Below are 12752 nucleotides of genomic sequence, written 5' to 3'. Positions count from 1 at the left end.
ATTAAATCGTTTTATTTTCTAATTCGAACCAAATACACGGAATTTTATTCCACTCAAACTCGTTTTTTGTTTGCATCCCTAATTTTCCCAGAATGTGGCGCGAACCTTTATTATCAATATGTGCCGAAGCATAGATGGTTTTTATATTCATGGTATTAAAACCGTAATCGAGCCAGGCTTTAGCCGATTCATAACCGTAGCCTTTCCCCCAATAGTCTTCGATAAAACGATAGCCTATTTCGTGAAAATTGACATGTCCATTCTCAGGTTCTGTTATGTATTTTATACCACACCAACCTATAAATTGATTGGTTTCTTTAAGAATAACGGCATATCTGCCAATACCGTGCGCTACATACTGTTCCCGGATGTTGTTGATATACTCTTGACTTTTATCAATAGTCAGTATCGGGTTTTTACCCAAATACCTGTGCACATTTGGATTATTGTCTAATGCAAACATTCCTTCGAGATCAGTATCGAGAATTTCTCTTAAAAGCAGTCTTTCGGTTTGGAGGATGATACTCATGGTTATTCATTTTTAGCCCTGATAGGAGCGGCATCTCCCGATATAGAAAAACAAGGCTTTTTTAAGCCGTAGTTTTTATTTATCGGGAATACAGCGGATAGCAGGAAACAGCTCCTAAATAAATTAATTAGTAGCTAATTTGTCTAATGTATAAGCAATTAAGGCGTCGACTGCTTTGTACGGATCAGCACTAAAAGTCCCATTAGCACGATTAGCAATAATTGCGTTTAGTGATAGTGCATGGTGTCCTAAAAGCGCCGAAAGACCATATATTGCTGCCGTTTCCATTTCGAGATTCGTAATGCGATTATTTTCAAATGTAAAGTTGTCCATTTTAGAATTTAAACTTTCATCCTGAATATTAAGACGTAATACACGCCCTTGTGGTCCGTAAAAACCTCCAGCTGTAGCTGTGATTCCTTTGTGCATTTTATCGCTTTCAATAACTTTTTCTAATTTCTCTGAACACGCAATAACATATGGTTTCCCTTTGCGTAAATCCCAATTAGTATGGCTTACAAAAGCATCTTCTATTTTCTCGTTTGATACTTCGTCAATCAAATAAGAACGTAGCATGTTATCTAGTCCTAGACCAAATTTTGACATCACAAAACTATCCACAGGAATATCTGCGTGAAGCGAACCCGAAGTTCCTATACGAATGATGTTTAGACTAGTTAATTCTTTTTTTGGTTGGCGCGTTTCTAAATCGATATTCACTAATGCGTCTAGTTCGTTGACCACAATATCGATATTATCAGGACCTATTCCTGTTGACATCACAGTGAAACGTTTCCCTTTGAACATACCGGTTTGAGTTTTAAACTCTCTTTTTTGAGTCGAAAACTCTACACTGTCAAAAAACTGTGTGATTTTCTCCACACGATTTTGGTCACCCACAAAGATGATGTCGTGTGCAATATTTTCTGGTTTAAGGTTTAAGTGATAAACACTTCCGTCTGGGTTTAATATTAATTCTGATGATTGTATCATAATTTGAGCCCCTATCCCCCGAAGGGGGAATTCCTATTAGAGGTCAATAGGTTTAGTTATAAATTTCTCTTTTGTTCCCCCTTCGGGGGTTAGGGGCTATCCACCCACACGTTTAACTTTGAAACCTTTTAGTTTCAATATTTCCATTATTTTATCGCGGTAATCGCCTTGTATGATAATAGAATCATCTTTGAAGGTACCACCAACACTTAATTTGGTTTTGATTTCTTTGGCTAGGATTTTAAAATCTTCATCAGATCCTTCATAGCCTTCGATAATAGTGGTTGCTTTGCCTTTCCTTTTTTCGAACTTACAAATCATAGGTTCTTTTTGAACGTATAATTCATGAGGTACTTCCGCTGCTTTCTCTTCGGGAAGTGGTTCGTGATCTGGGAAAAGGTTTTTTACTTGGTCTGCTAAGTCCATAACTTATATTTATATTTTTTTTGCTGATGCTTATGTGTCAGTGCCTATTATCCGTTAAATGGAACGCGGATTAAACAGATTGTCACGGATTTTTTTTTATTTGTTTTTTCTTTTAAATGTCAGCGAATTATAATTCGATTAATATTCAAAAAGAAAAAAGACATCAAGTAAACTCAATGTCTTTTATTACTAGTAGTAAAATTAGGAATTATTTTTTTATTAAACCTAAATCTACTAAACGTTCATACAAATATTCACCTGAAGTAATGTCTTCAAATTGCTTAGGATTTTCTGCATCGATACAGTTTTCTAAACAGTTTAACGGCATATCACTAACAGGATGCATAAAAAATGGAACGGAATATCTTGAAGTACCCCATAATTCTCTTGGCGGATTAACCACTTGGTGAATTGTAGATTTCAATTTATTATTAGTATGGCGCGATAACATATCTCCCACATTAATAACTAGTTCGTCCGGTTCAGCAATGGCATCGATCCATTCACCTTCATGGTTTTGAACTTGTAATCCTTTTCCTTGCGCTCCCATTAACAAAGTGATCAAATTGATATCACCATGCGCTGCAGCACGAATTGCATTTGCAGGTTCAGATGTAATAGGAGGGTAGTGAATAGGTCTTAGAATTGAATTTCCATCTTTAGCATAATTGTCAAAGTAGAATTCGTCTAGTCCTAAACGTAAAGCTAGTGCTCTTAAAACATAAACTCCTGTTTTCTCAAGCATTTGATACGCTTCCTTACCTACAGCATTGAATTTAGGCAGTTCTTTTACCTGCACATTTTCAGGATATTCTGAAGCATATTTTGAATTTTCGCTCACATACTGACCGAAATGCCAAAATTCTTTCAAATCACCTTCTTTTCTTCCTTTTGCATGTTCTGTCCCAAAAGATACATAACCGCGTTGTCCTCCAATTCCTGGAATCTCATAACTGCGTTTTGTTTCTAATGGTAAAGAGAAAAAATTTCTAATTTCGCCATACAGTTCCTCCACTAATTGATCATTTAAAAAATGACCTTTAAGTGCTACGAAGCCAATTTCTTCAAAAGCACTTCCGATTTCATTTACAAATTTTTGTTTACGTGCCGGATCATCCGACAGGAAATCACGTAAGTCAACACTAGGAATTTGTTGCATACTTATAAATTTATTTATTAATATAATAGCTATATTAATTTCATTGCCGTAAATGTAATAATTTAATTTGTATTACTTTTTTTATCCAATAACAATTTTTAGTATTCATTAACAGCTAGCAATACTAGATATAGCGTATATTATACTACTTTTGAATTCTATTAACTTAAAGAAAATGCCTTGTTAGATCATTTAAAAATTGCCACAAAAACAAACCATAGTAGCGTTGAGAAGGTATTAGTTCAAAAACTGAAAAACCTCTCTTCACAGGAGGAATATGCTAATTTACTTTTTCAGCTATACGGATTCTATTTTGAATTAGAGAAAAAGGTACACAGCATTATAGATAATACCCTACTTCCTGATATGAGTAAACGTGTTCATGTAGCTAATTTACATACTGATTTAATAAACTTAAATCACAGCGCGGCCATTACTACTGTCAACAATTATCCTGATACGATTAGCTCTATTTCTGAAGCGATTGGGGTTTTGTATGTTATCGAAGGCTCTACTTTAGGTGGACAATTTATCGCAGGAATGTTAAAAAAGCAATTGCCAACATTGACTGACTCCCAAATAAACTATTTTCTATCCTATGGCGAAAACACCATGAAAATGTGGAAGCAATTTAAAATTTCGATAGAAAACACAACGGTAGTCTTAGATGAAGAAAGTGCTTTAAATGCGGCACAAAACACATTTAAAGCACTTGAAATTTGGCTGCAAACTAAGCAATAGGGAAATAGAGGTGTATTTTTACTCCTTGTCCTACTGTACCATCTGCAGTGACAAAGCCATCGTGCTTGGTCATTATTTTTTTACATAAAGCGAGACCTATTCCTGAGCCGTCGTACTCTTCTTTATTATTAAGTCGAGAGAATATTTTAAAAATTTTCTCTTTGTATTCGTTGTCAAAACCTATTCCGTTATCTGCTATTTCGATAATGTGGTAGCGAGGTCCGTCGTTATTGAAAGCCTCCGTTTGATCACTTATGCTGACTTCTAAATTACGAAGCGGACTTTTGAATTTTATAGAATTGTTAATTACATTCGAAAACAACTGCTTAAGTAAAAAGGGAACTCCGTTTATATTAGGCAATTTACCCACAAGCAACGTAGCCTCATTAGTGGTAAAACTATCGATTAACTCCTCCTTATTAAGCTCAGCAAAAAGAATATTCAAGTCAATAGATTCAAAATTAGAATTTTGAGCACCCGTTTTAGTATATTTTAGAATATCGGTGATTAAGTTTTGCATGCGCTCAGCTGAACTTTGCATTTTCAAAATCTTACTTTGTACATCCTCTGGTAAAGCTTTTAACTCATTTCCTCCCACAAGGACCGATGCCATCATCCTAATTTTACGCAGCGGCTCTTGTAAATCATGCGTGCTAATCCAGTTGATGTTTTCTAGCTCTGCATTAGTATCCTTTAAGATGGTATGCAAACGCTTTTGGTTTTCCTTTTCTTCTAATAGCAAAATAGTTCGCAACTGAATTTGGAGGAAATTATGGAAATTAGTAGTAGTACTTAGCTCTGATTTTAACCAAACACGACTGTGGTTTTTTATTGAATCGGCATATTTAGCAAATGATTTTCGTGGTGTCAAACGCTCGATACTGTCGTCACTAATTTTAGGATCACCACCCCAGAAGATGTCTTTGATATATTCTTCACGGTACCAAATAATACAATCTGTCTCGTTATTTAAGGAGTAATAATTTATTCCAGGAAAATACGACGAAATAAAGGAAAGATCGTTACTAATCGAAAGCAAAGAGTCTGTTTGAAAATGATCTCCCTTGACATATTCTGATAGAAATAATGCCAGTCTTTTAGTATTTTCCTCTGAAGGTGTTTTACCTACGCCATATACTTTATCAGCTATAATGGCTGTAAAACCTGCACTGTTACATAATTTTAGTACCGACTCATTTTCGATTAAATGTTGAATATCCGTTCGCTCTAATTCAAATCTTTTTGATATTAGGTCATCTAAGGCAGCGGTAGCTTTTCCTGCAATTTCAAATTCTTCATTCAGTAACCTTACATCAATTTGAGAAGTAATAAAATGCCCGTGTAATTTTACTGCCGATTTTATCTCTTCACTTAAATATTTAGGTTCAGAATGATGACAAGTGATCAACCCCCAAAGTTTGTTTTTATGAAGCAATGAAATCGTTAGCGTGCTTGCTACTTCCATATTTTTAAGGTACTCAATATGTATGGGTGAAACACTACGAAGCACAGACAGACTTAAATCTAATCTAGTACTTTCCTTAGTCTCTAATTTAAAAAGCGGAACAGGAACGTAATCAACATCACCAATAATTCGCAAGTGATTGCGTAAATATAGATCTCTAGCTTGAGCTGGAATATCTGTGTGAGGATAATGCAATCCTAAATAAGAATCTAAGTGCGCTTCTTTGCTTTCGGCAATTACTTCTCCGTTATAATCCTTATCAAAGCGATAAACAAGTACACGATCATACTTGGTTATTTCCTTAATGCCTAATGCCACTACAGCTGCAAGGTCTAGTAGACTATTGGTATTTTCAATGTAAGAAAGTAACTTTTTTGAGGAATTGTAAAGGGAGTTCTTTTCGTCAAACTGTGCGTGTAAAGGCTCAAATTCGATGATAATCTCAGCTACACTTCGATGGATACTAATAATATAATCAGTCTCCTTGAGCGTGTAGTTTATCGTTCTAACCTGCTTAGTATCTTCAACTTTAAATGATTCGATAAAATCTAAAATTGCTGTATCAAATAATTGCGATAAGCTTTTACCTAGCGCCTGCTCATGTGTAATTCCAATGAATTCCTGGCAATTTGCGCTACAAACCGTTATTATTGATGTGCTAGAATCAATTGCTAGTAGAAAACCATGAGGTTGAATTGATCCGGGAATGTGTATTGGTTCGTCGCCGCAATTGTCTAAATTAACGAGACTATCATTAAGAATATTTCTAAAACTCATTAGTATAAAGTATCTTAAGTAAAGTAGGTTTTTAAGTTTAATTATTTGTACAAGAAGTTCTTACAATCAATTATGTGGTTTTCCCAATTAATATCAGCAAATGAAGTAATCAGTTTTATCAAGTCGTTAAAGTCGTAGGGTTTTATAGCATAATAGCTCGCACCTAGTTTTTTGCATCTTTCAATAATCAAATGATCAGAACTCGTTGAATACATTACCACAGGAAAATCTTCTAATTTAGGATCATTTCTAATCTCTTCTAAGAACTGAAAACCCGATTTTAAAGGCATGTTGATATCTAAAAATAGCACGGAATTATGCTCCTCATTATTTTTGATTCCTTCAATTAAATTTTCACCGTCTTTAAAAATATCTAAGCTAATAGGGGAGTGAATAGCCTCAGATATTTGTTCGACAGCCTCATTGAAGAACATCAAATCATCCTCGTCGTCGTCTGCATAAAATATTTTAATATGTCCCATAATATCCCAAGAGTTATTTGATGCGATTAACATTATTTTATGAACCGTGGGCAAAAATAAAACTTTAACATCAAATTACTACTTAAATTTATGATAAAATTGACTGGTACTTAGTAATCAGTTATTTATAATGCTGTAATACTGATATAAATAAAAATATAACATTTTGCGTTGCAAATGTTATATTTCTGTATATTTGATAGATGCAAAAATAGCTAACAATGAAATTTGAAAGAGCCAATTTAACTGATGATGTACTACTAGATCTGTACAAAAAAATACTCAAGCCAAGATTAATAGAGGAGAAAATGCTCATCTTGATAAGACAAGGGAAAGTTTCAAAATGGTTTTCTGGTATTGGTCAGGAAGCAATCGCTGTAGGGGTCACCGCTGCCCTAGACTCAGATGAGTATGTATTACCCATGCACCGCAACCTAGGGGTTTTTACAACCAGGGAGATTCCATTACATCGCCTTTTTTCACAATGGCAAGGTAAGGCAAGTGGTTTTACCAAAGGTCGTGATCGAAGTTTTCACTTTGGTACACAACAGTACAAAATTATAGGTATGATTTCGCATCTGGGTCCGCAGCTAGGAGTTGCAGACGGAATCGCATTAGCAAATAAGCTCAAAAATAATGGAAAAGTAACTGCCGTATTTACTGGTGAAGGAGCTACCTCTGAAGGGGATTTTCATGAAGCATTGAATATTGCTTCTGTGTGGGAATTGCCCGTTTTATTTGTTATCGAAAATAATGGGTACGGACTTTCAACTCCTACAAATGAACAATATCGTTGTGAAAATTTAGCAGATAAAGGCATTGGTTACGGAATGGAAAGCCATATTGTAGATGGAAATAATATTCTAGAGGTCTATAATTTAATTACAGAATTAAAAGCTTCGATGAAAATAAATCCGAGACCTATTTTACTCGAATTCAAAACTTTTAGAATGCGTGGTCATGAGGAGGCGAGTGGCACTAAATATGTTCCTCAAGACCTTATGGATGAATGGGCAGTAAAAGATCCGGTTGAAAATTACAGACAATATTTAAAGGATAATAAAATTCTAATAAACGAGTTTGATGAGAACTTACGCGCAACAATCAAAAAAGAAATTGACGATAGTTTATCTATCGCTAATGCTGAACCTGAGATTGAAGCTTCTTTGAGTGAAGAGTTAAACGATGTTTACAAAGCATTTGACTATAAGGAAGTTGCTCCTTCCCAAGAAAAAGAAAAAATCCGTTTTATTGATGCTATTTCAACTAGTTTGAGAGAGTCAATGGAACGTCATGAGAATTTAGTAATCATGGGTCAGGACATTGCTGAATATGGTGGAGCATTTAAAATCACCGATGGATTTGTGGCTAAATTTGGTAAACAGCGAGTAATCAATACCCCTATTTGTGAGAGTGCTGTAGTTTCAGCTGGAATGGGATTGTCGATCAATGGACACAAAGCAATTGTAGAAATGCAATTTGCAGATTTTGTTTCCACAGGTTTCAATCCAATCGTAAATTTATTAGCAAAGTCTCACTATCGCTGGCTAGAAAAAGCAGATGTGGTGGTACGAATGCCTTGCGGTGGTGGTACACAAGCGGGACCGTTTCATTCACAAACAAATGAAGCATGGTTTACTAAAACTCCTGGTTTAAAAGTGGTTTATCCTGCTTTTCCTTATGATGCTAAGGGTTTACTAAATGAGGCTATAAATGATCCTAATCCCGTGTTGTTTTTTGAACACAAGCAATTGTATCGTTCTGTTTATCAAGCAGTACCTACAAATTATTACACGTTGCCATTGGGTAAAGCGGCATTATTAAAAGAAGGCGAGGAGGTTACCATTATTGCTTTTGGGGCTGCTGTTCATTGGGCTTTAGAAACCTTAAATCAAAATCCTGAGATAGCTGCTGATTTATTAGATTTGCGCACGCTACAACCTTTAGATACGGAAGCTATTTTTAAATCTGTAAAGAAAACCGGACGCGTAATTATCTACCAAGAGGATTCCCTTTTTGGCGGAATTGCGAGTGATATTTCAGCTTTGATTATGGAGGAGTGCTTTAAATATCTAGATGCCCCTGTAAAACGTGTGGGGAGTCTTGATTCTCCCATCCCGTTTACTAAGGCTTTAGAAGATCAGTATTTGCCAAAAGGCCGCTTTGAAAAAGAACTATTGGCATTATTAGCCTATTAAAGATACAACAATACTAGAGACATCCTTTTATGAGTAGCATCATTAAAGGATGTTTGCTTTAACAAAGGTTTGGGATTTTATAGCGCGCAGCCGCCAATTTTTTTTATCTTTATTTCTTTAAATCGTACAAACATGAAAAAACTCGTAGTATCACTTTTTATTTTGGGTGCACTAGCTTCTTGTAAAAAGAAGGAAGACATAAAAAAAACGGAAACGGTAGACTCTAAATTCGAAAAATATAAAGAACATTTTATCAGTAATTTATGGGAAGTTTATCCTGACTGGGCTTCTAGTCAAGGGTACCACAAAGGCGATAGCATTTTAATTGTGGCTGATTCTGCGTATACAAAAATGCAGCTGGATTTTGCACACGTACAGTTGGATTCGCTTCGTTCTTACCCGTTAGAAAAACTTTCGAATAATAATAAAACCGACTTACACCTTATACAAAATCAATTACAAAGTACGATTTTTAACATTGATAATTTAAAATCAGCAGAGTGGAACCCATCGCAGTATAATGTTTGCGGCTCTTTTGCTGAGATTTTGAATGGCAATTACGATTCATTAGAGGCACGTTTGCATAATTTTAATAGCAAACTTAAAAATGTACCTGCCTATTATGAAGCCGCAAAAAAGAATATTAAGAACCCAACAGTAGAACACACTGATTTAGCGATTGCTCAAAATTTAGGTGGGATTTCTGTTTTCGAAAAAGATTTAAATAATGCTTTAAGCAAAAGCAAATTAAAAACAGCTGAGAAAAACCAAATCAAAGAGCGCGCAAAATTAGCAATAACTGCAGTTAAGGATTATGCTAAATGGTTGCAGGAACTAGACAATAGTACGCCCCGTTCGTTTAGATTGGGTGCAGATTTATATGCAAAAAAGTTTGACTTAGACATACAGTCAAGCTTAGAGGTAGATTCAATTTATAGCATTGCAATGACACACAAGAGAGAATTGCATCAAAAAATGTTTGTTATTGCTGATCGACTTTGGGAAAAATACAACAAGAAAGTGGTAAAACCCGCAGATAGCTTGGTATTGATTCGCTCTGTTATCGATAAAATCTCTTTACAGCACACCACTCCAGCTAATTTCCAGTCAGAGATTGAGAAACAAATTCCAGAGTTGGTTGCTTATGTAAAAGAAAAAGACCTACTGTATATTGATCCTTCTAAGCCATTAGTAGTTAGAAAAGAGCCTAGTTATATGGCAGGTGTAGCTGGTGCTTCGATTTCGGCTCCTGGACCATATGATAAAAATGCCAATACCTACTATAATGTAGGGAGTATGGCAGGTTGGGACAAAGCAACATCTGAAAGTTACTTAAGAGAATACAACGATTACATTTTACAAATACTAAATATTCATGAAGCAATTCCTGGACATTACACACAGTTAGTTTATAGCAATCAATCCCCTAGTATTATCAAATCTATTCTAGGTAATGGCGCTATGATTGAGGGGTGGGCAGTATACACTGAGTTGATGATGCTAGAAAGTGGCTATAAAAATTCTGACGAGATGTGGTTAATGTATTATAAGTGGAATTTGCGTACTACTTGCAATATGATTTTAGATTACAGTGTGCACACTAAGGAAATGACAAAAGAAGCTGCTATGCACTTATTAATAGATGAAGCTTTTCAGCAACTAGCAGAGGCAGAAGGTAAGTGGAAGCGTGTTACTTTATCACAAGTCCAACTTAGTTCGTATTTTACAGGTTACACTGAAATTTACGATTTTAGAGAGCAACTTAAAAAGGAGCAAGGAGCACAATTTAATCTTAAGCAATTTCATGAAAAGTTTTTAAGCTACGGTAGTGCTCCAGTGAAATACATAAAAGGACTGATGCTACAAGAAGTTAAAAAGAAATAAAATTTCTAGACATAAAATGAAAAGACCCAATTGGCAAATGCTAGTTGGGTCTTTTGTTATATTAAAAGTATCCTAATATCCAGTAGATAATAACAAAGAGGATGATGGTACCAAAGCAGCCACCACCTAATTTTTTTGCACCCCAGCCTGCGAGTATTGTTTTGAAGAATCCGTTCATGGTAATAATATTGGTTAGTATTTGTTTATTTTTTATAAAAGTAGCCATTAATTAGATTGTTGGTCATTTATAGCAAAATCTTATAAATATTGATGCTAATTGTGATAGAATAGGGGGTATTTAGCATGAAATCAGTCTAAAACACAGTATGTTGAAAATTAAAAACCGTTTGCATAGGCCTTTTTGGCGTGTAGCCAAGTCAAAATCAGGAACGAATTACTTTAATAGATTTTTAATAATTGTGTATTTGCTAAAAAATGATTTAAATGTACCTTTGTTACTTACTAGCCTATTAACTATTCAAATTTTCATGAAGCCGCTACTCGAAAAAAATATTTTAAAAGATGCCACTATAAATAAGGTACAATTTGATCAAGAATGGTTCTATAATTTTGATGATATCGCATTTTACTTGAAAGAAGATTTATCAGAGGTAGATACTATTTTTTTACCCATGACAATTGATGGCGAACAAGAATTTGTAAAATGCTGCACCTATGAAGATATTATAAGAGGTAGAAAAGAATTCAAATAAGCGCTTACCACGGTCCTGACTAGCCATTATAGTCCTATCCTCCATATTTAATAGTAGCAAGCTATAATATTGATTTAATCATTTTCGAATAAAAAGAAAACCTTTAAAAGTACAACAATACCCTTTACTCGTACTGAATACAATAGCTACTTCCTCCATAACTTTGCTACATCACTAATTAAGCTATTTGTACACTATTAATAGTTAGACAGCTATACTTTTTATAGTAAAAAATTAAATTGTTAATTAATTAAAATACAGCTATTTAAATAAAAAATTCACTACTATACTTTATGACCGTTCTTGTGAGTTTTAATTACTATACTTACTTTTGTCGCTATAAAAATGATAGTTTAAAAAAATAAAATTATGAAAGCAATTGGATATAAAGAAAATTTACCTGTAGATAATGTAAAATCACTACAAGATGTAACCGTAGAAACGCCTAAAGCAACTGGAAGAGATATTCTTGTCGAAATCAAAGCCATCTCCGTAAACCCTGCTGATTATAAAGTACGTGCCAATATGCCTGCCGATGGTGACAACTGGAAAATTATTGGTTGGGATGCTACCGGAATCGTGAAAGAAGTGGGTGAAAACGTGACTTTGTTTAAAGTTGGAGACGAAGTAATGTACGCAGGTGATATTACACGCCAAGGAAGTTATGCCGAATATCAAGTGGTAGACGAGCGCATAGTGGGTAAAAAACCAACAAGTTTATCGTATGCCGAAGCTGCTGCTTTGCCATTGACTTCTCTTACCGCTTACGAAATGTTGTTTGACCGATTAGAAGTGGCTAAGGATGACGCTAACAAATCAATTTTGGTTATTGGTGCTGCAGGTGGTGTGGGATCTATTTTGGTTCAATTAGCTAAAAAATTGACAAAACTTAAAATTGTCGGAACCGCTTCACGCGAAGAAACAACAGATTGGCTGAAAGAATTGGGTGCAGACACCGTAATCAACCACCGAAATAAATTGAGCGAAGAATTCGAAAAATACAAGCTTGCTGCTCCAGATTATATTGTAAGCTTAAATGCTACCGAACAACATGCTGAAGAAATTGTAAAAGTGATCAAACCACAAGGAAAATTTGGTTTTATTGATGATCCAAAATCGTTCAACATCATGCCTTTCAAAGCGAAATCGGTTTCTACGCACTGGGAATTTATGTTTACGCGTTCGATGTTTCAAACCGAAGACATGATTCGTCAACACAATATCTTGAACGAAGTAGCCACTTTGATTGACAACGGAACGATAAAAACAACCTTAGGCGAAAATTTCGGAAGCATCAACGCCGAAAATTTGCGTAAAGCCCATGCCTTCTTGGAAACAGGAAAAGCAAAAGGTAAAATTGTTCTAGAAGGTTTTAACAACTAATA

The 12752-nt window shown here is 34.9% G+C and carries 11 protein-coding genes; 5 read left to right on the top strand and 6 right to left on the bottom strand.

Going from position 1 to position 12752, the window contains the following annotated elements; all coding sequences use genetic code 11:
* Nucleotide 1 precedes the first annotated feature (1 nt).
* From HNQ00_RS00955 to HNQ00_RS00940, 4 genes are all read right to left on the bottom strand, one after another.
* Entirely contained in the window at nucleotides 2-529 is a 528-nt protein-coding gene (locus HNQ00_RS00955) for a GNAT family N-acetyltransferase (RefSeq protein WP_173836188.1), read from the bottom strand.
* A gap of 123 nt (nucleotides 530-652) precedes the next feature.
* Entirely contained in the window at nucleotides 653-1522 is an 870-nt protein-coding gene (locus HNQ00_RS00950) for a nucleoside phosphorylase (protein ID WP_173836186.1), read from the bottom strand.
* 96 nt (nucleotides 1523-1618) lie between these two features.
* On the bottom strand, nucleotides 1619-1948 hold the full coding sequence (locus HNQ00_RS00945; protein ID WP_173836184.1) for a translation initiation factor: 330 nt from the start codon (nucleotides 1946-1948) through the stop codon (nucleotides 1619-1621).
* Nucleotides 1949-2156: 208 nt separating this feature from the next.
* On the bottom strand, nucleotides 2157-3107 hold the full coding sequence (locus HNQ00_RS00940; RefSeq protein ID WP_173836182.1) for an isopenicillin N synthase family dioxygenase: 951 nt from the start codon (nucleotides 3105-3107) through the stop codon (nucleotides 2157-2159).
* 180 nt (nucleotides 3108-3287) lie between these two features.
* On the opposite strand from HNQ00_RS00940, the gene HNQ00_RS00935 reads away from it, so the two are divergent.
* Nucleotides 3288-3848: a biliverdin-producing heme oxygenase gene (locus tag HNQ00_RS00935; RefSeq protein WP_173836180.1), complete on the top strand. Its 561-nt coding sequence runs from the start codon at nucleotides 3288-3290 to the stop codon at nucleotides 3846-3848.
* On the opposite strand, the gene HNQ00_RS00930 is transcribed toward HNQ00_RS00935, so the two are convergent.
* Together HNQ00_RS00930 and HNQ00_RS00925 are read right to left on the bottom strand one after the other, a co-directional pair.
* The gene (locus HNQ00_RS00930; protein ID WP_173836178.1) at nucleotides 3838-6090 is read right to left on the bottom strand and encodes an ATP-binding protein; all 2253 of its coding nucleotides are present in this window, start codon (nucleotides 6088-6090) and stop codon (nucleotides 3838-3840) included. The genes HNQ00_RS00935 and HNQ00_RS00930 overlap by 11 nt on opposite strands.
* 41 nt (nucleotides 6091-6131) lie before the next feature.
* Entirely contained in the window at nucleotides 6132-6605 is a 474-nt protein-coding gene (locus HNQ00_RS00925; protein WP_254598409.1) for a response regulator, read from the bottom strand.
* A gap of 188 nt (nucleotides 6606-6793) precedes the next feature.
* Here HNQ00_RS00925 and HNQ00_RS00920 point away from each other — a divergent pair, with 188 nt between their 5' ends.
* The 4 genes from HNQ00_RS00920 to HNQ00_RS00905 all read left to right on the top strand — a co-directional run bounded on the left by HNQ00_RS00920 (nucleotide 6794) and on the right by HNQ00_RS00905 (nucleotide 12750).
* Entirely contained in the window at nucleotides 6794-8770 is a 1977-nt protein-coding gene (locus tag HNQ00_RS00920) for an alpha-ketoacid dehydrogenase subunit alpha/beta (RefSeq protein ID WP_173836176.1), read from the top strand.
* A gap of 132 nt (nucleotides 8771-8902) precedes the next feature.
* Nucleotides 8903-10654 (top strand): DUF885 domain-containing protein, encoded by a 1752-nt coding sequence (locus HNQ00_RS00915; protein WP_173836174.1) that lies wholly within the window; start codon nucleotides 8903-8905, stop codon nucleotides 10652-10654.
* A gap of 326 nt (nucleotides 10655-10980) precedes the next feature.
* Nucleotides 10981-11367: a hypothetical protein gene (locus tag HNQ00_RS00910; protein WP_173836172.1), complete on the top strand. Its 387-nt coding sequence runs from the start codon at nucleotides 10981-10983 to the stop codon at nucleotides 11365-11367.
* Nucleotides 11368-11736: 369 nt separating this feature from the next.
* Nucleotides 11737-12750: a zinc-binding alcohol dehydrogenase family protein gene (locus tag HNQ00_RS00905; RefSeq protein WP_173836170.1), complete on the top strand. Its 1014-nt coding sequence runs from the start codon at nucleotides 11737-11739 to the stop codon at nucleotides 12748-12750.
* Nucleotides 12751-12752 lie beyond the last annotated feature (2 nt).

Source organism: Flavobacterium aeripolare, assembly GCF_013294025.1.
Taxonomy (GTDB): domain Bacteria; phylum Bacteroidota; class Bacteroidia; order Flavobacteriales; family Flavobacteriaceae; genus Flavobacterium.
This window is presented reverse-complemented; position numbering and strand designations above follow the sequence as displayed.

Bases quoted from the DNA above. Each gene is read 5' to 3' on its own strand.
- HNQ00_RS00955 (WP_173836188.1), bottom strand. From the start codon at position 529: ATGAGTATCATCCTCCAAACCGAAAGACTGCTTTTAAGAGAAATTCTC.
- HNQ00_RS00950 (WP_173836186.1), bottom strand. From the start codon at position 1,522: ATGATACAATCATCAGAATTAATATTAAACCCAGACGGAAGTGTTTAT.
- HNQ00_RS00945 (WP_173836184.1), bottom strand. From the start codon at position 1,948: ATGGACTTAGCAGACCAAGTAAAAAACCTTTTCCCAGATCACGAACCA.
- HNQ00_RS00940 (WP_173836182.1), bottom strand. From the start codon at position 3,107: ATGCAACAAATTCCTAGTGTTGACTTACGTGATTTCCTGTCGGATGAT.
- HNQ00_RS00930 (WP_173836178.1), bottom strand. From the start codon at position 6,090: ATGAGTTTTAGAAATATTCTTAATGATAGTCTCGTTAATTTAGACAAT.
- HNQ00_RS00925 (WP_254598409.1), bottom strand. From the start codon at position 6,605: ATGTTAATCGCATCAAATAACTCTTGGGATATTATGGGACATATTAAA.
- HNQ00_RS00920 (WP_173836176.1), top strand. From the start codon at position 6,794: ATGAAATTTGAAAGAGCCAATTTAACTGATGATGTACTACTAGATCTG.
- HNQ00_RS00915 (WP_173836174.1), top strand. From the start codon at position 8,903: ATGAAAAAACTCGTAGTATCACTTTTTATTTTGGGTGCACTAGCTTCT.
- HNQ00_RS00910 (WP_173836172.1), top strand. From the start codon at position 10,981: ATGTTGAAAATTAAAAACCGTTTGCATAGGCCTTTTTGGCGTGTAGCC.
- HNQ00_RS00905 (WP_173836170.1), top strand. From the start codon at position 11,737: ATGAAAGCAATTGGATATAAAGAAAATTTACCTGTAGATAATGTAAAA.